The sequence below is a fragment of the Nocardia asteroides genome (assembly GCA_019930625.1).
GTDB classification, from domain to species: Bacteria; Actinomycetota; Actinomycetes; order Mycobacteriales; family Mycobacteriaceae; genus Nocardia; species Nocardia sputi.
In genome coordinates this window covers 2,370,799-2,391,761 of record CP082844.1, presented here as the reverse complement: position 1 = coordinate 2,391,761, position 20,963 = coordinate 2,370,799, and the positions used below count along the sequence as shown (strand labels likewise).

Genomic DNA, 20,963 nt, shown 5'->3' with positions numbered 1-20,963 from the left:
TCGCGGCGGCGCGGTATCCCAGCTCGGGATCAGCGCGTCGTGCTCTGCGAAGGGGGTAGCGCGTGGATCGCGAGAACGGCGGTATCGTCCTCCACTCCGGATCCGAAGGAGTGCAGCAGTTCTCGGATGGCTGCGACGCCACCGGAAGCCGTGACAGGCGCGAGTCCCCGAGCGAAATCGACGAGGGCTTGGTCGCCGTAGCGACCACCGTGGGCCTCCGTACGAGCTTCGGTGAGTCCGTCGGTATAGAGGAGCAAGGTGTCTCCGGCTTCCAGGCGTGCGCTCCTGGTGACGATCTGAGCGTGCGGGATCGCCCCGATGAGCTGACCACCGCGGGTATGCAATTCCTCCACGGCGCCGTGGGAATGCAAGAGCAGGGCCGGCGGGTGTCCGCCACTGGCCAAGGTGATCTCGCAACCCCCGCCATCGGGAGTGGGTTCGATCAGTCCGAAGATGATCGTGCAGAACCGAGGGTTGTGTCCGTGGTAGCGCTCGGTGAGCGCGGTGTTGAGCGTGTCCAGTACTTCGGCCGGATCGCGGGTGTAGGCGGTGGCCGTGCGCAGGGTGTATCGGGCCAGGGATGTGAGGGCAGCGGCGGGAGCGCCTTTGCCGCAGACATCGCCCAGGAACATTCCCCAGATGTCCGTGGAGATGGGGAACAGATCGTAGAAGTCGCCGCCGACCTCGTCGGCCGAGGCGATGTGGTAGTACGCGGCGACCTCGAGACCGGGGACCTGCGGCAGTTCAGGTGGTAGCAGTGTGGTCTGCAAAGTGGCGTTCAGACGCTGGAGGCGCTCGCGCTCCTGCTCGGCCTCGCGCCGTGCCCGCAGCAGTTCGGTCTCGTACGCGCGGCGCTCGCGGGCATCGAAGACGGTGGTACGAATCAGCAGCGGCTGTCCGTGGCTGCCGGTCTTGACGATGGAGGTCACCAGCACGGGTAGTCGTCGCCCATCGGCGGCCTTCATCTCCAGGGCGATGCCGCGGACTTCGCCTTGCATCCGAAGCAGGGGAGCGAAATGCGTCTCGTGGTAGAGGCGACCTCCCGCGGTGAGCAGGTCGGAGAACTGTTTACGGCCGACCAGTTCCTCGCGCCGATAGCCCAGCCAGCCGAGCAGTGTGGCATTCACTTTGGCGAGGCGGCCGTCCAGCGTGGTGGACAGGTATCCGCAGGGCGCGTGTTCGTACAGGTCCTCGACGCTGTCCTCGAGCAACGCGGCGAACGCCGCGTCGTCATCGTGTCCGGCTTCGAGGTCTCCGCGATTCCTGCCACAGTCTCGGCCGCCCGCCGCGCTGGTCATCCGGTCTCGCGGGCGAAGGCGGCGATGGCGGCGGCGGTCTCCGCCGGTGAACTGAGCTGAGGGCAGTGGCCGGTCGCCGTCAGGGTGACCAGTCGGCTGCCTGCGATTTGTTCGTGCACGAAGGAGCCGACCTCGAGCGGGGCGATGGCGTCGTCGGAGCACTGCAGAACCAAGGTGGGTACGGTCACCGCGGAGAGGTCGGCCCGATTGTCCGACAGGAACGTCACACGGGCGAAGACGCGCGCGATCTCCGGATCGGTGCGGCAGAAACTGTTGGTGAGTTCCTCGGCCAATTCCGGACGTTCCGGGTTGCCCATGATGACGGGCGCCATCGCACCCGACCAGCCCAGATAGTTCGAATCGAGCGCCTCCAGGAGTTCCTCGATGTCGTCGGCGCTGAAACCACCCCGGTACCCGGTGGCAGGATCGTCGATGAAGCACGGCGAGGGAGCCAGCAATACGAGTCCGGCGAACGCCGCGGGCTCGCGTGCGGCGGCGAGCACGCCCATCGTCGCACTCACCGAATGCCCGACGAAGACCACCGGCCCCAGCGCCAGGTCGCGAATAACCGCGAGCACATCCTCGACGTAGCCGTCCATACTGGAGTATCGCCGCGCGCTCCACGCCGACAGATCCGAGCGGCCCGCGCCGACATGATCGAACACCACGACGGTGAAATCACGCTCCAGGGTCGGTACGACCAGCCGCCACATGTTCTGGTCGCACCCGAAGCCATGAGCGAGTACGACCACCGGCGCGCCGGTCTTGCCGCTCACAGTCACGTGGTTCCTGGCCAATACCTCCATATACACACCCTCGCAGAAAATTTGTCCGGATGCTCACCCATCGGCCGGTTCTGCCTGTCCCGGACGGTAGGGCGACTCGGAGTGCGCGGCCCGGTACGGGCTGGTCACCGCATCCGCGTCGATTCGAGGGTGCGGGCGGCGTGCGGCAGGATTGCACTCACCATGACCGACAACGAGGTTTCCTCACCTACCAGCCGACGGTGGCACATCGGGCGGCTGGCGCTGTTCGCCGTGGTCTTGTTCGGCATGTTCTATCTCGTCGCCGTCGCACGGGTGATCGACCTCGCCGAGGTGCGCGGCATGATCGCGGCGACGGGGCCGGCGGCGCCGTTGGTCTACGTGGCGGCATCGGCTGTACTCGGCGCGATCTTCGTTCCGGGCCCGTTGCTGGCCGGTGCGAGCGGCCTGCTGTTCGGGCCGCTGACCGGGACGTTCGTGACGCTGGGCGCGGCGGTGGGCACCGCGACCATCACCAACCTCCTCGGACGGCGGGCGGGCCGCGATAGTGCGCGCGAGTTGCTCGGCAGCGAGCGCGCCGATCGCATCGACGCACGGATCGAACGGCGTGGCCTGTGGGCCGTCGTCGGCCAGCGCTTCGTCCCCGGCATCTCGGATGCGCTGGCGTCATACGTTTTCGGCACGTTCGGAGTCCCGTTGTGGCAGATGATCGTCGGCTCGTTCATCGGATCCGCACCACGCGCATTCGTCTATACCGCGCTCGGCGCGTCGATAGGTGAGCTTTCGGCGCCTCTCGCCTACACCGCGATCGCCGTGTGGTGCGTCACCGCGATCATCGGAGCCTTTGCCGCGCATCGCGGATACCGGAACTGGCGTGGCCATGGTGCACGCCCAGAGCTCGAAGCGGTGCCGGATCGTGGCCCGGAATCCGGCGAATGAATTGGCTTTGCGTCACCCCACGATTGTGTATCCACATTTCGCGAATCTTCAACATGACTAGGATGCGGGAGTGCTGTCCGAGGAGGAATTGCTCCAGGTATTTCAGGCGTTGTCGAACCCGTCGCGACGCCAGATCTTGGTCTGGTTGAAAGATCCGATGAGCTTTCCCGGCCAAGAGCCGGAGGATGTCGAGATCGGTGTGTGCGTCAGCGACATCCAGCGACGTATCGGTTTGAGCCCGTCGACCACCTCGCAGTATCTGACCCTGCTGCGCCAGGCGGGTCTCGTGACCGCCACACGTCGTGGCAAGTGGACCTACTACCGCCGGGACGAGGACCGGATCGCCCTCCTGCTGCGCACCCTCGGCGAAGTGTTCTAGGCAACGGCTCGACCTGTGATTGAAGATCCCACGATCCGGGTAGGCCCGGATCGAACACTTGTTCTGTCCAACGGGAGGAGCGGTGATGGTGCAGCCGAAGCCGGAGAAGGATCCGGACCAGTGGACCACCGGCGACGAGCCGATGACCGGCCCGCAGGAGTCCTATCTGAATACCCTGGCCCAGGAGGCGGGCGAGGAGGTGCCGAAGGGGCTGACCAAGGCGGAGGCATCGCAGCTGATCAATGAACTCCAGCAGCGCACCGGTCGCGGCTCCTGACGGTCCCCGGTTGGGCAGCTCGCTTCAGACGCGCTCGCCGCGAGCGGTCCAGCCTGGCATCACCGCTCGTGGCGAGCCGGTTGTCTACGGTTGTGACTGTCGTGTTCGGCTGAGGGCTTCGAGCAAATCGGGGTCGGTGACGGCGAGATCTGTCAAGATCAAATGATGGTCGGTACGGGTGGGGACGACAAGGCTTTCGACGGTAGCGAATTCGCGGGTGGAGTACACCTGATCGGGTGAGCCGTCCCACCCGGGCACGGTTTTGGTGCCGGGTTGCAGGGCGGCACTCAGACCCATGTCATCGAAGTGGTCCTTGTACACCACTTCGGGGCGTGCGGTGTTGATGTCGCCGCCGATCACTGTGGGGCCTTGGATCATTGATCGCAGTGTCTCGGCGACCTGTGCGGCATGCTGTGCCCCTCCGCTGGTTTCGTAGTCGTGTCCGAGGACGCCCAATGGTATGGGGAACGCGTTGACGACGGTGATGCCGGAGACTGTCGCGCCTTGGACGTACCGCGGCAGCGGATCGACCGGCTCGCCGAACAGGGTCAGGGGCAGGTCCGGATCCGGGATCCGCCGGGCCCATGTCTGCTCGAACGGTAATTTGCTCATGATCGCCATGGACAAGTCTTGGTCGGCGGACATGTGCGATCTGGAGATGACGGTTTCGTGGATGTGCGGGTAACCGAGCGATTTGGCCAGCTCGCGTAGATCCGATCTGGCCCGGCCCACCGACATCTCGTTGAAGGCCCGACTGACCTGCCCCTCCTGGAAGAGCAGGACATCGGGTGGAGGGTGCACACTGTTGAGCACCTTGGCGAAGTAGTCGACGTCGCGCGGGTTGTAATCCCACATGCCGTGGGACTTGATGGTTTGCAGCCCGGCAACATTCCAGGTCCCGGTACGCAGAGGCCGCCGAGGATCGGTGGCGCTGCTGCTGCCGAAGCCCCGTGCGGCGGCCAGTTCGGGCAGATCCCGCCCCTGGATCGATTCGACCTCGGGCGTAGCTGGGTCGTCCACGGCACGTTTCAACCCCGTGGCGAGCGACTCGTCGGCGGCGATATCTGTTCGCACAACAGACCGCAAACCGTCCGCACCGCTGGAGGGCAGACGCGCCGCTGATCTCGCGGCGTTCGGTATCTGGTCGTTCCTCAGCATGTCGCGCAAAGCTCGCCACGCCCTGATGATGTTGCTCACACCACAACCTGGTCGATCATTTCACCTATTCGGTAAGACGGAGTGGTATCACTGTGGCACATGACGTTTCATTGGAGGGTGCGGTAGACCGCGAGCCGGGCGAGTTCGAGCAACTCTACGCCGATTCCAATTCTGTGGCGGTCGAGATCATAGTCGCCCGGGCTCCATTTCGTCCGTGTGGGGTCGCGGGCTGGAGTTCTCCCTCGCGGTAGGAGAGCAGGGTGTATGGGGTGCCGTGGTGGGTGGTGGCGACGTACGCCACCCGGCCCGATCATGGACGTGGCGTCGGAGTGTCCCCAGATCCACACTATTCGTGCCCGGCGTCGCGGGAGACGACGAACAGCGGCACCCCGTCCTGCAACTTCCGAGAGATGCCGGTGTGGCGCAGGGGTAGGGACTCAGCCTTTTACCGCATCAGGTGTTGACCGCACTGCCGTAGTAGGCCAGCAGCAGTTCGGGGCCCGCACCGCGCCCAGGCCTTCTTGGTGAACAAGCTGAAGTCCCGGCGCGACAGCGCCTCGAGGCGGCGTGGCGCGGGTTGCCAGGCGGTCTTGTAGAAGTGGTAGGCGGTGCCGGGTGTGTCGCTGCGGGTGCGGGGCAGCAGCGCGTCGCCCGGATGCGCCAGAGCCACACGCGCCACGGTTTCCAGCGGCACATTGACGGTGCGGGTGCCGTCGACGTTGCATGCCTTGTTGATCCGCACCGCGCCGGTCTCCGGCCCGATGTTGGCCTTTGTTTGAGCCGCCTGGGGGAATCGAACCCCCGACCTTTTCATTACGAGTGAAGCGCTCTACCGACTGAGCTAAGGCGGCGTGCCTTGCGGCCAAGCGAGTCTATCCTCTTGCGGCCCGATCGCGAAAACGCGTGGTCACGGTCACTGTGCGCGGGCGGCGATGAGGGCGGCGGCCATGGCGGCGAGGGCGAAACGGGGTTTGACGTTCTGGTCGAGGGCTTCGCGGCAAGCGAGGACGGCCTCGATGGACTTCAGCAGGCCCTCGGGGCGCACCCGCTCGGCCAGATCGTGGATCTCGTCGGACAGGTCCGGGTGGGTGAGCGCGACGCCGGAGCCGAGCCGGGTGGCGCCGAATCGGACGGCCAGCGCGTCCCGGTAGACGCCCGCCACATCGATCAGGGCGCGATCGAGCGCGTCACGGCCGGTGCGGGTCGCTCGCGACTTCTGCCGCCGCTCCAAGTCCTTGAGCACGCCCGCGGAGCCCCGAGTGGCGCTCGCCGCGCCCTTGCCGGTGCCGCCGGCGCCCATCGCGGTCGCCAATTCCTCGCGCTCGCGTTCGTCGCGGGTCGCGCTCATCTGCTTGGCCTCGTCGTCGGCCGCGCGCACCAACTCGTCGGCGGCGGCGTAGGCCGCGCCGGGCTTGCCGACTGCGGCGACCAAAGCCAGGGCACGCTTGCGGCGGGCTCGCGCCTCCTCGTCGGTGGCCAGCCTGCGGGCGCGGCCGACGTGCCCGCCGCTGATGGCGGCGGCCCAATGCGCGGTCTTCTCGTCGAGATCGTCGCGTTCCCGCAGCACCCGCGCGATGGCGGGCACCGACGGCGTCACCAGGTGCACATGACGGCAGCGGGAACGCAGCGTGATGGAGATGTCCTCCGGATCCACCGAGGGCGCGCAGAGCAGGAACACCGTCCGGTCCGGCGGCTCCTCGACGACCTTGAGCAGCACATTGCCCGCAGCCTCGGTCAATCGGTCGGCATCCTCGATGACCACCACCTGCCAGCGCCCCGTGCTCGGCCTGCGCGAGGCGACCTGCACGATCTCGCGCATCTCCTTGGTGCTGATGCTCAGCCCCTCCGGCACGACCCGGCGAACGTCGCCATGCGTGCCCGCCATGGTCGTGGTGCAGGCGTGACACCTGCCGCACCCGGGTGTCCCCGGGTCGGTGCACTGCAACGCCGCCGCGAAGCAGAGCGCAGCGACGGATCTGCCGGACCCCGGCGGGCCGGTGAACAACCACGAATGCGTCATAGCGCCCTCGACCACGCCCCCGCGCGCCGCGACGGCGGCAGCCGTCAACTCGGACTCGACCGCCTCCTGGCCGACCAACCGATCGAAGACTCCCGCCACGCCGTCCACCCTATCCGCCCCGACCGACAGTTCACCGCGATCCTGGCAGGCCCCGGCCACACCGAGCAGCGCAGAAAGCGCGCTCGTACGGCGGTGCGGGTGACATTCGGCAGACTCCTGACTAGGAGACGCGCTGTGATGTGCTGTTCGCCCCGTCCAACGCCTCACGGATGATGTCGGCGTGCCCGGAGTGGTGCGCGATCTCCCGCAGGATGTGCAACACCGTGTAGCGCACCGACTGCCAGGTTCGCTCCGGCGCCCACGGCGCCGTCGGATAGGGGATCGAGGTGTCGAGGCTGTCCACCGAGCGAATCAGTTGGGCCGTCGCCGTGGCGACCTCGTCCCAGGTGGCCAGCAGTCCGGCCACGGTCTCCTCGGGCGCCATGACGTACTCGCCGCCGAACTTCGAGACGTCCAGTTCCGCGTTCTCATCGCGCTGCACGATCACCGTGGTCCAGTGGCTTTCGCAGCTGACCAAGTGGTGCAGCAGGCCGCCGAGGGTCAGTTCGCTCACCGTGGTTCGCCGCCGCGCCTGCTCGTCATCGATGCCACGCAGGGTGATGCGGAAGAGCGCACGCTGGTCGGCGAGCATTGCGATCAGATCTTCGCGCTCCGGTTCGATACTCATGGCGCTCAGGCTACGGCCGATGCGACGAACAGAGAATTCACGACTTCCCGACGCCGGTCTTCTTGGTCGCCGCCTTCGACGCCGCGCTCTTCTTGGCCACCGTCTTCGTGGTGGTCGCCTTCTTGGCTGCCGTCTTCGAAGCAGTCGCCTTCTTGGCCGCTGTCTTCTTCGCGGGCGCCTTCTTCGCGGCGGTCTTCTTGGCCGTCTTCTTCACCGGTCCGCGCGCCCGCCGGTCGGCGAGCAGTTCCATGGCCCGTTCGGGAGTGATCGATTCGATCTCGTCGCCCTTGCGCAGCGTCGCGTTGGTCTCACCGTCGGTGACGTACGGGCCGAAGCGGCCGTCCTTGATCACCATCGGCTTGCCGCTGGCCGAGTCGGTGCCGAGCTCACGCAGCGGGGCCGCGCTCGAGGCTTGGCGTCCACGACGCTTGGGCTCCGCGTAGATCTTCAGCGCCTCCTCCAGCGTCACGGTGAAGATCTGGTCCTCGGTGTTGAGCGAACGCGAGTCGGTGCCCTTCTTCAGGTACGGCCCGTAACGTCCGTTCTGCGCGGTGATCTCCTCACCGTTGGCCGGGTCGGTGCCGACCACCCGAGGCAGCGACAGCAGCTGGAGCGCTTCATCGAGCGTGATGGTGGCCAAGTCCATGGACTTGAACAGCGAGCCGGTGCGCGGCTTGGGCGCCGCGGCCTTCTTCGCGGTCTTCTTGGCCGGTTCCTGTCCCTCCTCGACCTGCGGTTCGGGCAGGATCTCGGTGACGTACGGCCCGAAACGCCCTTCCTTGGCGACGATCTCGTGCCCCGACTCGGGATCGATGCCCAGCGACCGGCCTTCCTGCGGCGTCGCGAACAGCTTCTCGGCGACCTCCGGCGTCAGCTCGTCGGGCGGGAGATCGTCCGGCAGATTGGCGCGCTGCGAGACCGAGTTGCCCTCGGGGTCATCGGGATCGGCGACCATCCGCTCCAGGTACGGGCCGTACTTGCCGACCCGGACGACGACATCGCGTCCGGCGGAATCGCTGAACAGCTTGATGGAGTTGATCTCTCGCGCGTCGATGTCGTCGAGCCGCTCCCCCACCATCTTCTTCAGACCGCCGGATCGCGCGACCGAGCCTTCCACGCCGTGATCGCCGCCGAAGTAGAAGCTGGACAACCAGTTTCCGCGCTGCTCCCGTCCTCCCGCGATGGCGTCGAGGTCGTCCTCCATGGCGGCGGTGAAGTCGAAATCGACCAGCCTGCCGAAATGTTCCTCCAGAAGCCCGATCACGGCGAACGCGACCCAGGACGGCACCAGCGCGCTGCCGCGTTTGTAGACGTAGCCGCGGTCGAGGATCGTCTTGATGATCGACGAATACGTCGACGGACGGCCGATGCCGAGCTCTTCGAGCGTCTTGATCAGCGACGCCTCGGTGTAGCGCGCGGGCGGATTCGTGCTGTGTCCATCGGGGTTCAGCTCGACGGCGGTGACCGCCTGGCCTTGCTCGAGCGCAGGCAGCCGGGACTCGGCGTCGTCGGACTGACCGCCCGCCTCCTCGTCGACGCTCTCCACATAGGCCTTCAGGAAGCCGGGGAAGGTGATGGTGCGGCCCGAAGCGGAGAACACGCACTCCTCGCCGGTGCCCGCGACGCCGGTGATGCGCAGCGTCAGCGTGGTGCCCCTGGCGTCGGCCATCTGGGAGGCGACGGTGCGCTGCCAGATGAGCTCGTAGAGGCGGAACTCGTCGTTGTCCAACCGCGCGTGCAGTTGACCCGGCGTGGCGAAAGTGTCGCCTGCCGGACGGATGGCCTCGTGTGCCTCCTGCGCGTTCTTCACCTTGCGGTTGTATTGCCGCGCGGTCGGGTGCACGTTCTCCGAGCCGTAGAGCTGAGTCGCCTGCGCGCGCGCCGCGGCGATGGCCGACTCCGACAGCGTCGTCGAGTCGGTACGCATGTAGGTGATGTAACCGTTCTCGTACAGTCGCTGCGCGACCCGCATGGTCCGCTCGGAGGTGAAGCGGAGCTTGCGACCGGCCTCCTGCTGCAGCGTCGAGGTCATGAACGGCGGATACGGCTTGCGGGTGTAGGGCTTGGCCTCCGCCGAGGAGACCACCAGGTCGGCGCCGTCCAGCGCCTCGGCCAGCCGCCGCGCGTAGCCCTCGTCCAGCACGACGACGCCGTTGCTCGCTTTGAGCTGCCCGTCCGATCCGAAATCACGCCCGGTGGCAACCCGAGCCCCGTCGACGGCGACCAGCCGCGCGCCGAACGTCCTCGGGTTGGCGGCGTCGCTCGCTTCGCCGTTACCGGCGTCCAGCTTGGCGGCGATGTCCCAGTACTCGGCCGAGCGGAACGACATCCGCTCGCGCTCGCGCTGCACGATCACCCGGGTGGCCACCGACTGCACTCGGCCCGCCGACAGCCGCGGCATGACCTTCTTCCACAGCACCGGGCTGACCTCGTAGCCGTAGAGCCGGTCCAGGATGCGGCGGGTCTCCTGCGCGTCGACCAGATCGTTGTCGAGGTCGCGGGTGTCCGAGGCGGCGGCCTGGATCGCGGGTTCGGTGATCTCGTGGAACACCATCCGCCGGACCGGCACCTTGGGCTTGAGCGTTTCCAGCAGGTGCCAGGCGATCGCCTCGCCCTCGCGGTCGGGGTCGGTGGCCAGATAGAGCTCGTCGGCGTCCTTCAACAGACTCTTGAGCTCGGTGACCTTGGCCTTCTTGTCCGGGCTGACGACGTAGATGGGTTCGAAGTCGTTGTCCACATCCACGCCGAGACGCGCCCAGGACTGGCCTTTGTACTTGGCCGGTACGTCGGCCGCGCCTCGCGGCAGATCCCGGATATGCCCGACCGACGCCTCGACCGTGTAGTTACGACCGAGGTACGGCGCGATCTTGCGGGCCTTGGTCGGGGACTCGACGATCACGAGACGACGCAGGGGACGGCCCTGGTCGGCTGCACCGCGGTCTCGTGTTGCCACCGGCGAATACACCTTTCCTTATCGACCCGCGCTGCGTTGTTTCCGCTGTGCGCGGCTGGGGTAAGCGGCTGCGACGGCTGTACATCGCCACCAGACACGTTTATACCGTGACGCCGCGTGTGGTCGAGTTGCTTGCGACTCGAACCACTGAGCGTACGCGCGTCAGTTCGAATCAGTATGCCTTGTCTGTTCGCCGCACTCTCGCCGCGTCGTGCTCGGCGGGCTGTTCCGCCAGTTCGCGCGCGGGCAGTGCTCACCCCAGATATAGCTCGTCCCCCACCCCGTTACCGGTGGTGAGGGACGAGCTGTGAATCTCGCGCCGCTCAGCTGAGCGCACGCACTCCGGTGGCCTGCGGGCCCTTGGTGCCCTGGCCGACCTCGAACTCGACCTTCTGGTTCTCCTCGAGGGTGCGGAAGCCCGAACCCTGGATCTCGGAGTAGTGGACGAAGACGTCAGCGGAGCCGTCCTCCGGCGCGATGAAGCCGAACCCCTTCTCCGCGTTGAACCACTTCACAGTTCCCTGTGCCATTCTGTTCCTTCTCTTTTCTTACCGGAACGGCGGACAACTGGGTTCGTCCACCGGGTCCGTTGTGACCGCTGTACTGTTGGTTCCCCCTGCAGGAAAGCACCAAGCACACCGTTCGCAACATCGATCCTGCTGACGGTTTGGACTTTGGATCCGTCCCTCGAACACAGAAGCTTGCGACCAGGAACCAGTGAACCATGTCTTCGGGCAATTCAACAGTCGAGTTACCGACAATTTGCAAAAAAGTTGATCTTGCGAATGTGCAGGTGAGGGAGACAATGGCGGAATCCGGACTTGGGGTTCGTTTGCCTGCTGATAACCGAGTCGACATACAGCAAAGGAGCTGTGACCCAGGTCGCTATTGGGTATCGAAATGGCAGGTGGACGTTCCCGGACGCACACGTTTCACACTTCCGGAGCGTGTTGCGGGGTTCTCATCGTGAATCCGGCGGACTCGGCGCCGCGTGCGCGGCTGCGAACCGGACTCGGCTACGGGGCATCGTTGCTGAATCGTGTCCTAACCGGGGTCCCGGATGACGACCCCCGGCTGACCCATGTGGTCGAGCTGCCCGCCCGGGCCGCCGATCACGCCGGTTGGCCCGCTTGGGCATCGCCGGATGTGATTGCGGCATTACGCGACACGGGCGTCGACGCGCCGTGGCGCCATCAGGCGGAGACGGCGGATGCGGCGTTTCGAGGCCTGCATGTGGTCGTGAGCACCGGGACAGCCTCCGGCAAATCGCTCGGCTACCAGCTCCCGGTACTGACGGCGCTGCAAGCGGATTCGAAGGCCACCGCGCTGTATCTGTCGCCGACCAAGGCGCTCGGCGCCGATCAGCTGCGCGCCGTCGGCACCCTGACTCACGAAGGCCCGTTGCGCGACATCCATCCGGCCACCTACGACGGCGACACGCCTGCCGAGATCCGGCAGTGGGTCCGCGCGAACGCGCGATGGATTTTCACCAACCCGGACATGCTCCACCTGGGCATATTGCGCTCACACCAGCGCTGGGCACGCGTGCTGCGCAGGCTGCGTTACGTGGTGGTCGACGAATGCCATGCCTATCGGGGTGTTTTCGGCTCACACGTCGCGCTGGTGCTGCGCAGGCTGCGGCGGATCGCCGCGCGGTACGGCGCCGATCCCGTGTTCGTGCTCTGCTCGGCGACCACGGCCGAACCGGCGGCGGCCGCCGAGCGTCTGATCGGCGCGCCGGTCATCGCGGTCACCCGGGACGGATCGCCGCAGGGGCCGCGGACCGTCGCCCTCTGGGAACCGCCTCTGCTCACCGCGGTGACCGGCGAGAACGGCGCACCGGTGCGCAGGGCGGCCACCGCGGAAGCGGCGCGGATCATGGCCGATCTGGTGGCCGAAGGCGCGCGCACCCTGACCTTCGTCCGCTCGCGCCGGGCCGCCGAGCTGACCGCCATGGACGCCAAAAGACTGTTGACCGAGGTCGATCCGGACTTGGCCGCGCGCGTGGCGTCCTACCGGGCGGGATATCTCGCGGAAGATCGGCGCGACTTGGAAGCGGCCCTGTCGGACGGATCGCTGCTGGGCGCGGCGACGACCAACGCGTTGGAGCTCGGCGTCGACATCGCGGGACTGGATGCCGTGGTCATCTCCGGTTTCCCCGGAACGGTCGCGTCGTTCTGGCAGCAGGCCGGGCGGGCCGGTCGACGCACGCAGGGGTCGCTGGTCCTGCTCGTGGCGCGGGACGACCCGTTGGACACCTACCTGGTCCATCACCCCGACGCATTGCTGGACAAGCCGGTCGAGGCCACCATCACAGATCCGCGCAACCCCTACGTACTGGGTCCGCAACTCCTGTGCGCCGCGCTGGAACTGCCGCTCACCGACGTGGAGGTGGACGAACTCGGCGCGCGCGAAGTGCTGGCGGAGCTGGCCGCGAAAGGGCTGATCAGGCGGCGCGGCACCGATGACCGCGCGCGCTGGTACGTGACCGCCGAGACGCAGCCGCACGACGCGGTGGACGTCCGGGGCGGGATCGGCGCTCCGGTGGCCATCGTGGACGGCGAGACCGGCAGGCTCCTGGGTACCGCCGACGCGGCGCGGGCACGGGCGACGCTGCACCAAGGCGCCGTTCACCTGCATCAGGGCGAGACCTACGTGGTCGACGAGCTGGATCTCGACGACGGCGTGGCCTTCGTGCACGCCGCCGAGCCGGGGTGGACCACCAGCGCACGTCAGGTGACAACGATCGCCGTCGACGTGGTGACCGAGCACCGCGCTCACGGTCACGTGACGGTGAGCCTGGCCGGGGTGCGGGTCACCAGCCAGGTGATCGGTTATCTGCGCACGCTGCTCACCGGGGAAGTGCTCGACCTGGTCGAACTCGACCTCCCGCCGCAGACACTGCCCACCAGGGCGGTCATGTACACGGTGACACCGGAGTTGTTGGCGCTGGCCGGGATCGAACCGCAGGACGTTCCCGGAGCGCTGCACGCGGCCGAACACGCGGCGATCGGACTGTTGCCCCTGGTGGCGACCTGCGACCGCTGGGATATCGGCGGCGTGTCCACCGCCGAGCATCCGGACACCGGGCTGCCGACCGTCTTCGTCTACGACGGCCAAGCCGGCGGAGCCGGTTTCGCCGAACGCGGGTTCGCCCGGCTACGACAGTGGCTTTCGGCGACCTTGGCGGCCATCGAGTCGTGCGGCTGCGCGGCAGGCTGTCCGTCCTGCGTGCAATCGCCCAAGTGCGGCAATGGGAACCACCCGCTGCACAAGGCCGCAGCGGGACGCCTGCTCACGGCCGTACTCGCCGAACTGTCCGCTGGTGAAGACGCTGCGCATCATTCGTGACGGGCCCGAGCCGGACATGTGACCAATTGTCGACCTTGCCAGCGAGCACGCTGGGAAGGTTGGGACATCTCCCAGTGGAATGACACCGCTTCACCTCTGCCGAATAAAAAGGAATACATTCATGTTAACTAGATCATTGCCACCGCCTCCATTGCGGACATGCGCATTCATTCGTTTTCCATATCCGGACTCGCGCGGGGAATTGCACCGAGGCCTTTTTTAACCGGCCAGTAGAATTACCGTTTCCCGCTACCGGAAGCGACGCGCGGGCGACTGTGTATCGAACTCTCTCACTCTTCGACTGGTCCGGCCCGCGCGCTCGCTCGAACGTCGCGACCCCCATACAGACCTATAGGTACATTCCTTTCGACAGTCACCATGGCGTCCCAATCCGCTACGTCGCACTCGCGGATTCGCGTGCCCATCCGGCGTGCCACCGCTGTCGCCTCGCCGCATGCGACGTCGACGCCTCCGACCAAAGCGCCTGCCGCGGCCAGCGCCGCCATATCCGCTGCTGCCTGCGCCCGATGCCGCGCCACCACCACGGCACCGACCTGGGCGATCAAGAGCGTCACCCCGATCAGCGCCACGAGCGCCAGGCACGCGAACACCGTGGCCAACCCCTCGTCAGCGGACATGCGGCGCCCGGCCCCAGAGGACGTGCGCTGTCTCCGCTCGAGCCGGGCGCTGCCCGCGACCTGCTCAGGTCCCGTTCCTCGGGCCATTCACGTCACCCCCGCTGTCATCCCGGACTCGTCTTCCCTGGTCGGGGCGTGTGCCGACACACTTCTTCCACTCCGAACAGCCACCCTCGGATCGGACTGCCCAGGGCGCATGGCGTGGTCGGCCACGTCGACGTGCAGCCTCCGCGCTCCACTCGCTCCTTCCGGCAGTACCGCGCCGACGAACCCGCCCCGACGTGATGGGCCGACGGACGTGAGGGAACGGACTGCCAGGACCACCTTCACTTCGCGACCCCCGGTTCGAGGTTTGCGACCGCTTCGGCACGGAGCGTGAGCAGAGGCAGAAGCGGAGTTCGGGCGGATACCACGGCTATGGCACGAGCGCCGTCGGTGCGCAGGGCGATGTCGGCCGATGGTGGGGCGATGCGCTCCGCCGCCGGGAGGGCGTTCGCATGATCGCCGCGCGCCGCGAGGCGGGCCGCCTCACGGGCGGCGTCGACACAGCGGACCTGTGTCGACGCCGCCAGCAAAGCACCGAGACACAGCACGAGGGTCGCGACGACCGCCGTCAGTGCAATCGCGGCCTCGATCGTCACCGCTCCCCGGTCGTCGCGCAGTCTCGGCGAGGCGCGACGCTGTCGTGCCGCGGCGACAGCTACACCGATGTGTTGAGCGCCCGGTCGATGATCTTCGTCAACGCGTTGACGATGCTGTCGCCTGTCACCACGCCGTAGAGCACGGCGCCGAAGGCCGCCGCCGCGATCGTGCCGATCGCGTACTCCGCCGTACTCATGCCGTCCTCCGCGACGACTGCCCGTAGCACCCGCGTCCGCAGGCCCATATATACAGCCCTCGGTATCCGGCCCACGGATCTCCTGACCCCCTCGATACGCACCCGATTCCTCCTTTCCGACCCGTGCGGCCCGTCCGCACGAGCACGCTTCTTCCGGGGCAGTGCGCGGCGCGAGTGCCACGTACCACCGTCTCGAATCCCCCGCGCCGCCGATCAGGACGCCTGGATCAGGCGAACGCGCACCTCGCGCATCACCCGCAGGCACCGACGCCGTGCCCGGCGAAGCCACGGTGCGCCGCGTGGCTACAGAAGCCCGCCGTCGAGCACTCGGCCTGCCAAGCCGATGACCACCGGCACTATGCCCAGACAGACGAAGGCCGGGAGGAAGCACAGACCCAGAGGGCCGGCGATCAGGACGCCTGCGCGCTCCGCCTTCGCGGCCGCCGTGTCCTCGGCAGCCGACCTGCGCTGTTCGGCCAACTCCGTGACCGCGGCGGACAGTGACGATCCGGACCGCGCCGACCGGCGAGCCATCCGGGCCAGTGACTCGATCTCCTCGGCACCGGGTCGCCCGCGCGCATCCCGTGCGACCTGTTCCCAGGCCGTGGCGGCGTCGGCGCCCAGCGCGAGCAGGTCCGCCGCCCGGCGCAGTGCCGCCCCGAGCGGCTCCGGCGCCTCCGACGCCACAGTCCGCGCCGCCCCGGCCATGGGAAGCCCGGCGCGCAGGCAGGCGGCCAGCAGCTCCAGGACCGACGCCACAGCCAATGGATCGGTCTCCTGGTTCGTTCGGCGCGACGACTCGGCCGGTCCCTGGTGTGCTCGGCGGAGAGTACACCACCGTCGGTTCACGGCCACCCGTCCCGGCATGAGAGTCAGCGCAGCCGCCACCAGCAGCAACGGCAGTGCGGTCCCGGTTGTGATCACCATCAGCGGCCTTCCTCTCCAATGCTGTTGCAGAAGGTCCCTTCGCAGGATGTTCTGTCGGGCCGTGCGCGGCGGTGCCACCCGTGGATGCGGTGAGAACCACCCCTCGAACCGAAGCGCATGGTTGCCGTAGCCCAATCGGCCGACCCGGACCGGCAATGGAAAACGCCTTCATATCAGCGCCTTTCGGGTGATCACATCGGTCCACAGCAGGCCCGTGCAGGCCAGGCCCGCGCCGAGCGGCAGCAGCACCGTCCCCACGGACGAGGCGAACAGGACGTCCAGCGGCGACGCACCCATCATCTGGCCGAGTGCGATGCCGAGAAACGGCAGGCAGGCCAGCACCGCCGCGGTGGCGCGTGGGCCGGCCAGCGCAGCCGTGGTACGGCCGTGAAAGCGAATGCGCCCCACGAGATCCGCGCGAGCGGCCGACAGCAACTCGGCCAGTGCCAGACCATGCTGCTCGGCCATCCACCAGGCGCCCGCGACGCGGGAAAGTTCGGCGGCGACAGAGGAAACCGGTCGGCGCAAGCCCTCCGCCGCCGAGCCACCGAGCCGGCTGCGCGCGGCCGCGACGGCGAACGTGCGCGCCGACTCGCCCTGCACCTCCCGTGCGGCGGCCTCTGCGGCGGCGCTCGGATGCGCCCCCACACGCAATTCGGCGATCACGGCTTCCAAGGCTTCGAGCAAGTGCCCACGCTCGACGTTCCTGCGCCGGTCTCGCGCCGCCCGGCGGGCTCGCAACCCCACCGTTCCGGCGACCATGCCGGCCGCGACGGAAGGACCTGGCCCGAGGAGGACGAACGCGACCACGACGCCTGCGATCGCACCGGCGCGAAACCAGAGTCGCCGTTGCGGCATTCGATACGCGACGTGCGCGGTGAACAGCTGCCCGAACCGGCGCCGGGACCGTGGCGCCGGAATCACGACCAGCGCCAGCGCGAGGCACACCACCGCCCCGCTCATCGGTCGAGCCGCTCGGCGAGCAGGTTGGACAAGTCCGCGGCGGCCGGGGCCGAACCCGTCTCGTGCCAGGCGGGCGTGATCCGCACCCGTCCCTCTCCGGTGCGGTGCACGAAACCGATCTCGCGCAGGCCACGCGAGCCGTCGGATCGGCGGTGCACGTGCAGGACGACCTGCACCGCGGCGGAGAGTTGGCTGTGCAAGGCCGCTCGGTCCATGCCCCCCAGGGCGGCGAGGGCTTCCAGACGGGCGGGGACCTCGTGCGACGAGTTGGCGTGTACGGTCCCCGCTCCTCCGTCGTGACCGGTGTTCAACGCGGTCAGCAGGTCGACCACCTCGGCTCCCCTGACCTCGCCGACCACGATCCGGTCCGGCCGCATGCGCAAGGCTTGGCGGACCAGATCGCGCACGGTGACCTCGCCGACACCCTCCACGTTCGCGGTCCTGGCAACCAGGCGGACCACATGTGGGTGCGGCGGCGCCAGCTCCGCCGCGTCCTCGACGCAGATGATCCGCTCGGACGGGTCCACGGTGGCGAGTAACCCGGACAACAGCGTCGTCTTCCCGGCTCCGGTGCCGCCGACCACCAGGAACGCCAGCCTGGCCCGAATGATGCGCTCCAGGAGAAGTTTCGCGCCGGAGGGTATCGAGCCCGCCGCGGCGAGCGCGGCGAGCCCCTGGGTGGCCGGACGCAGCACGCGCAGCGACAGGCAGGTGCCGCCGTGCGCGACCGGCGCGAGGACCGCGTGCAAACGAACGCCGAACGAATGTCCGAGTGCCGCACCGGGTCCGGTCAGCCGGCCGTCCACCCACGGTTGCGCGTCGTCGAGTCGTCGCCCCGCCGACAGCGCCAGGCGCTGTGCCAGCCGCCGGACCGCCGCCTCGTCGGAGAAGGTGATGGAGGTCTTCTCCAAACCGTGGCCTCGATCGATCCACACCGCGTCCGGGGCCGTCACCAACACGTCCGCGACGTGGGGATCGTGCAGCAGCGGTTCGAGGACACCCGCGCCGGTCAACTCGGTCTGCAACAGCCGCAGGGCACGCAGCAGGTCTGTGTCACCGAGCACCCCGCCTGCCTCGGCGCGGATCGCGGCGGCGACCTGCGCCGGATCCGGATCGCCGGTCTCGGTGGCCAGTCGCTCCCGCACCCGATCCAGCAGCTCGCTGGTCAGTATCGCGCTCATCGCCGCCTCCTCACCGCCGGTGCCCGGGTGGAGCGCTGAGCACGCCGAGCACGGCATCGGCGGCATCACGCAGGGGCCCGCGCCTGCGGACCGAGACCCCGCCGCGCTCCAGACGGTGCGCCAGACCGGTCTGGGCGCGGACGGCGGCGAGCAGCGGGAGGTCGAGCACCTCGGCGACCTCGGCTCCACGGAGGCCACCGGGCGCAGGTCCCCGAACGATCAACCCCTGGTTCGGGTTTCGCCGCGCGATGTGCGCGGACACCGCTTCGGCGGCGGCGACCGCCCGCAGGCGCGCCGGGACGACCAGCACTACGAGATCCGCCGAGTCGAGCATCTGGTCGGCATGCGGCCCGCGCTCACCGGAAATGTCGCAAACTACGAAATCGCCTGCGGCACGGCCCGCTTCGATAACCGCGCGGATTCCGGCCGAGCCGAGCTCGCGTGGCAATCGTCCCGCACCGCAGCGCCCGCAGGACAACACGGCCAACCCGGGCGCGGCGATGGGCAGGGCGCCGTGCAGCGCGGCCGCCGACACGCGCCCGTCCTCGACCACCAGGTCGGGCCAGCGCAAACCCGCTGTGTTCTCGATACCGAGCAGCAGGTCGAGGCCACCGGCGAAGGGTGCGCCATCGATCAGCAAGGTTTCGCGCCGGAATCCCTCCGCGGCGGCGCGCAGCCCGACCGCGACGGCGAGGGTGGATGCCCCGGCCCCGCCGCCCGCCCCCGCGACGGCGACAACCACACCGTCGCCCGCACGCTGCTCGCCGTACTCAGCAAACATCTCGATAAGCCCCACGGCAGCACCGGGCAGGGCGATAGCCCGCTGCGCGCCGACCGAGGCGGCGGCCTGCCAGTCGAGCAAACCTGGCTCACCATCGGTTACCAACACCACGCCGGTCCGGCGCAGGTAGCCGGCGGCTGCCGCCTCCCGTGCAGAGGCGGTATCCAGGATCACCAGCGGAGCGCCCGTCCAGGCGTGCCTGCCGACGGGTTGTGTCCGCTCGTCGAGAGCCCGTTCGGCGGCCGCCGCGATACGCCGGACTTCGTCACGGAGGCGGTCGTCATCGATGAGCACGAGGGCGGGCGGTGGCCCGCTCGGCTCCGATGCTTCGAGGTTCATGCAGGTCAGCGTCGCTGAATGCGGGTAGGGAGAGAAGGCGCAGTATGCCGAATGTGGATAACCCGCGGGCTGTGGACAACTATCCGCCTGCGCGGCCTACCGAAGCGTCCCCGAAATAGAGGACGGCCCCAGCCGGGGGGGGAGGAGGCTGGGGCCGTCGGGGTTCAGCCCCGGGGGGTCGGGCTGAACGCGCCTGGACCATGTCCAGGTGCCAGCAATACTACACCCAAGCCCCGCCCACAACGCAAGTCCGCCGTTGGACATCTTTGCGGCCGTCACAGCCCCGGCGTCTGCGGGGCAAACTTCATCGATGCGCCGACGGCAGCGGCCCCGCCGCCCGGAACACCGCGTGCCCAATGGACGCGGCCGAAGTCCGTCCGCCGCCCACATCGGCCCGAACGAAGGCAAGGCAGCCACTCGACAGGCGTGACGGGGTCCGTGCACAACATGCCGAGGCCGCTTCGAGACAAGGCCGCCGTGGAGCCGACGTCGACAGTCCGCACCGCGCCGAAACAGCCGGTCGAACTCCGCCGCAGCCCGAGCCGAAGGCGCGCCCCCTATCCTGGTCAGGTGGACAACTCAGCCACGGGCGGCCGCGTCGCCGCCTTCTTCGATCTGGACAAGACCGTGATCGCGAAGTCGAGCACGTTCGTGTTCAGCAAGCCCTTCTACGCGCAGGGGCTTTTGAACCGCCGCGCCGTCCTGGAGAGCAGCTACGCCCATTTCCTGTTCCTGCTGTCGGGCGCCGACCACGACCAGATGGAACGGATGCGCGCCCACCTGACCAGCATGTGTGCCGGCTGGGACGTCGAACAGGTCAAATCCATCGTGGCCGAGACACTGCACGAGCTGGTCGATCCGCTGATCTACGCGGAGGCGGCCGACTTGATCGCCGACCACAAGATCCGGGGTCACGACGTGGTGATCGTGTCGGCCTCCGGCGAGGAGATCGTCGGCCCGATCGCCGAGGCGCTCGGAGCCTCGCAGACCGCGGCCACCCGGATGGTCGTGGCGGACGGCAAGTACACCGGCGCGGTCGAGTTCTACTGCTACGGCGAGGGCAAAGTCGCCGCCGTCGAAAAACTCGCCGCCAGTGAGGGTTACGACCTGTCGCGCTGCTACGCCTACTCCGACTCGATCACTGATCTGCCGCTGCTGGGCGCGGTGGGTCACCCCACCGCGGTCAACCCGGATCGCAATCTGCGCCGCGAAGCCACCGCGCGCGGCTGGCCGATCCTGGCCTTCTCCAATCCGGTGTCGTTGTGGTCGCGCTTCCAGGCGCCGTCCTCGACGACGCTCGCGGCCACGGCCGCAGTCGGCCTGAGCGCGCTGGTGGCCGGGGCGATCAGCTACCGGATGCTCCGTCGGCGACGCTGAGATCGGGCGCCCCGAACGGGGCGTGAACACCGGTCGCCGGATGCTTGCCGAGG

Annotated in this window: 20 protein-coding genes and 1 tRNA gene; 5 read left to right on the top strand and 16 right to left on the bottom strand. The window is 68.2% G+C overall.

The window, feature by feature from the left end; all coding sequences use genetic code 11:
* Positions 1-29: 29 nt before the first annotated feature.
* Both K8O92_10825 and K8O92_10820 read right to left on the bottom strand, forming a co-directional pair.
* On the bottom strand, positions 30-1,298 hold the full coding sequence (locus K8O92_10825; protein UAK34308.1) for a SpoIIE family protein phosphatase: 1,269 nt from the start codon (positions 1,296-1,298) through the stop codon (positions 30-32).
* Entirely contained in the window at positions 1,295-2,104 is an 810-nt protein-coding gene (locus tag K8O92_10820; protein UAK34307.1) for an alpha/beta hydrolase, read from the bottom strand. Before K8O92_10820 ends, K8O92_10825 begins: the two co-directional genes overlap by 4 nt.
* Positions 2,105-2,266: 162 nt before the next feature.
* Here K8O92_10820 and K8O92_10815 point away from each other — a divergent pair, with 162 nt between their 5' ends.
* From K8O92_10815 to K8O92_10805, 3 genes are all read left to right on the top strand, one after another.
* Positions 2,267-3,001, top strand: coding sequence for a TVP38/TMEM64 family protein (locus K8O92_10815; protein UAK34306.1), 735 nt, complete (start codon positions 2,267-2,269; stop codon positions 2,999-3,001).
* Positions 3,002-3,071: 70 nt separating this feature from the next.
* The gene (locus K8O92_10810) at positions 3,072-3,380 is read left to right on the top strand and encodes a helix-turn-helix domain-containing protein (GenBank protein ID UAK34305.1); all 309 of its coding nucleotides are present in this window, start codon (positions 3,072-3,074) and stop codon (positions 3,378-3,380) included.
* An 85-nt stretch (positions 3,381-3,465) separates the two neighbouring features.
* Positions 3,466-3,657, top strand: coding sequence for a DUF3072 domain-containing protein (locus tag K8O92_10805; protein UAK34304.1), 192 nt, complete (start codon positions 3,466-3,468; stop codon positions 3,655-3,657).
* 84 nt (positions 3,658-3,741) lie between these two features.
* Here K8O92_10805 and K8O92_10800 read toward each other — a convergent pair whose 3' ends face one another.
* From K8O92_10800 to K8O92_10770, 7 genes are all read right to left on the bottom strand, one after another.
* Positions 3,742-4,854 (bottom strand): endonuclease/exonuclease/phosphatase family protein, encoded by a 1,113-nt coding sequence (locus K8O92_10800; GenBank protein UAK34303.1) that lies wholly within the window; start codon positions 4,852-4,854, stop codon positions 3,742-3,744.
* 406 nt (positions 4,855-5,260) lie between these two features.
* Positions 5,261-5,629, bottom strand: coding sequence for a hypothetical protein (locus K8O92_10795; GenBank protein UAK34302.1), 369 nt, complete (start codon positions 5,627-5,629; stop codon positions 5,261-5,263).
* A tRNA-Thr gene (locus K8O92_10790) sits at positions 5,594-5,666 on the bottom strand. The genes K8O92_10795 and K8O92_10790 overlap by 36 nt, the downstream gene beginning before the upstream one ends.
* 62 nt (positions 5,667-5,728) lie before the next feature.
* Complete coding sequence (locus K8O92_10785) at positions 5,729-6,934, bottom strand: DNA polymerase III subunit delta' (protein ID UAK34301.1); 1,206 nt, start codon at positions 6,932-6,934, stop codon at positions 5,729-5,731.
* Between the two features lie 121 nt (positions 6,935-7,055).
* Positions 7,056-7,562 carry a DinB family protein gene (locus K8O92_10780; GenBank protein UAK34300.1) on the bottom strand — a complete coding sequence of 169 codons (507 nt, stop codon included), beginning with the start codon at positions 7,560-7,562 and terminating at the stop codon, positions 7,056-7,058.
* A 37-nt stretch (positions 7,563-7,599) separates the two neighbouring features.
* Positions 7,600-10,515, bottom strand: coding sequence for a type I DNA topoisomerase (topA, locus tag K8O92_10775; protein ID UAK34299.1), 2,916 nt, complete (start codon positions 10,513-10,515; stop codon positions 7,600-7,602).
* Positions 10,516-10,838: 323 nt separating this feature from the next.
* Positions 10,839-11,045, bottom strand: a complete 207-nt coding sequence (locus tag K8O92_10770) for a cold-shock protein (GenBank protein ID UAK34298.1) — start codon at positions 11,043-11,045, stop codon at positions 10,839-10,841.
* Between the two features lie 370 nt (positions 11,046-11,415).
* Here K8O92_10770 and K8O92_10765 point away from each other — a divergent pair, with 370 nt between their 5' ends.
* A complete protein-coding gene (locus tag K8O92_10765) occupies positions 11,416-13,866 on the top strand; it encodes a DEAD/DEAH box helicase (GenBank protein UAK34297.1) in 2,451 nt (816 codons plus the stop codon).
* 290 nt (positions 13,867-14,156) lie between these two features.
* Here the strand turns inward: K8O92_10765 and K8O92_10760 are convergent, their stop codons facing one another.
* From K8O92_10760 to K8O92_10730, 7 genes are all read right to left on the bottom strand, one after another.
* A complete protein-coding gene (locus K8O92_10760) occupies positions 14,157-14,504 on the bottom strand; it encodes a flp pilus-assembly TadE/G-like family protein (protein UAK35606.1) in 348 nt (115 codons plus the stop codon).
* 326 nt (positions 14,505-14,830) lie between these two features.
* Complete coding sequence (locus K8O92_10755) at positions 14,831-15,145, bottom strand: pilus assembly protein TadE (GenBank protein ID UAK34296.1); 315 nt, start codon at positions 15,143-15,145, stop codon at positions 14,831-14,833.
* Positions 15,146-15,204: 59 nt separating this feature from the next.
* Positions 15,205-15,390, bottom strand: a complete 186-nt coding sequence (locus K8O92_10750) for a DUF4244 domain-containing protein (GenBank protein ID UAK34295.1) — start codon at positions 15,388-15,390, stop codon at positions 15,205-15,207.
* Between the two features lie 255 nt (positions 15,391-15,645).
* Positions 15,646-16,269 (bottom strand): type II secretion system F family protein, encoded by a 624-nt coding sequence (locus K8O92_10745; GenBank protein UAK34294.1) that lies wholly within the window; start codon positions 16,267-16,269, stop codon positions 15,646-15,648.
* Between the two features lie 168 nt (positions 16,270-16,437).
* The gene (locus K8O92_10740; protein UAK34293.1) at positions 16,438-17,232 is read right to left on the bottom strand and encodes a type II secretion system F family protein; all 795 of its coding nucleotides are present in this window, start codon (positions 17,230-17,232) and stop codon (positions 16,438-16,440) included.
* On the bottom strand, positions 17,229-18,413 hold the full coding sequence (locus K8O92_10735) for a TadA family conjugal transfer-associated ATPase (protein ID UAK34292.1): 1,185 nt from the start codon (positions 18,411-18,413) through the stop codon (positions 17,229-17,231). Before K8O92_10735 ends, K8O92_10740 begins: the two co-directional genes overlap by 4 nt.
* A 10-nt stretch (positions 18,414-18,423) precedes the next feature.
* Positions 18,424-19,533, bottom strand: coding sequence for a CpaE-like family protein (locus K8O92_10730; protein ID UAK34291.1), 1,110 nt, complete (start codon positions 19,531-19,533; stop codon positions 18,424-18,426).
* Positions 19,534-20,103: 570 nt separating this feature from the next.
* On the opposite strand from K8O92_10730, the gene K8O92_10725 reads away from it, so the two are divergent.
* On the top strand, positions 20,104-20,910 hold the full coding sequence (locus K8O92_10725) for an HAD-IB family hydrolase (protein UAK34290.1): 807 nt from the start codon (positions 20,104-20,106) through the stop codon (positions 20,908-20,910).
* The last annotated feature ends 53 nt before the right edge of the window (positions 20,911-20,963 follow it).

Bases quoted from the DNA above. Each gene is read 5' to 3' on its own strand.
- K8O92_10765 (UAK34297.1), top strand. From the start codon at position 11,416: ATGGCAGGTGGACGTTCCCGGACGCACACGTTTCACACTTCCGGAGCG.
- K8O92_10805 (UAK34304.1), top strand. From the start codon at position 3,466: ATGGTGCAGCCGAAGCCGGAGAAGGATCCGGACCAGTGGACCACCGGC.
- K8O92_10730 (UAK34291.1), bottom strand. From the start codon at position 19,533: ATGAACCTCGAAGCATCGGAGCCGAGCGGGCCACCGCCCGCCCTCGTG.
- K8O92_10825 (UAK34308.1), bottom strand. From the start codon at position 1,298: ATGACCAGCGCGGCGGGCGGCCGAGACTGTGGCAGGAATCGCGGAGAC.
- K8O92_10770 (UAK34298.1), bottom strand. From the start codon at position 11,045: ATGGCACAGGGAACTGTGAAGTGGTTCAACGCGGAGAAGGGGTTCGGC.
- K8O92_10735 (UAK34292.1), bottom strand. From the start codon at position 18,413: ATGAGCGCGATACTGACCAGCGAGCTGCTGGATCGGGTGCGGGAGCGA.
- K8O92_10820 (UAK34307.1), bottom strand. From the start codon at position 2,104: ATGGAGGTATTGGCCAGGAACCACGTGACTGTGAGCGGCAAGACCGGC.
- K8O92_10815 (UAK34306.1), top strand. From the start codon at position 2,267: ATGACCGACAACGAGGTTTCCTCACCTACCAGCCGACGGTGGCACATC.
- K8O92_10795 (UAK34302.1), bottom strand. From the start codon at position 5,629: ATGAAAAGGTCGGGGGTTCGATTCCCCCAGGCGGCTCAAACAAAGGCC.
- K8O92_10780 (UAK34300.1), bottom strand. From the start codon at position 7,562: ATGAGTATCGAACCGGAGCGCGAAGATCTGATCGCAATGCTCGCCGAC.
- K8O92_10740 (UAK34293.1), bottom strand. From the start codon at position 17,232: ATGAGCGGGGCGGTGGTGTGCCTCGCGCTGGCGCTGGTCGTGATTCCG.
- K8O92_10760 (UAK35606.1), bottom strand. From the start codon at position 14,504: ATGTCCGCTGACGAGGGGTTGGCCACGGTGTTCGCGTGCCTGGCGCTC.
- K8O92_10750 (UAK34295.1), bottom strand. From the start codon at position 15,390: ATGGGCCTGCGGACGCGGGTGCTACGGGCAGTCGTCGCGGAGGACGGC.
- K8O92_10745 (UAK34294.1), bottom strand. From the start codon at position 16,269: ATGGTGATCACAACCGGGACCGCACTGCCGTTGCTGCTGGTGGCGGCT.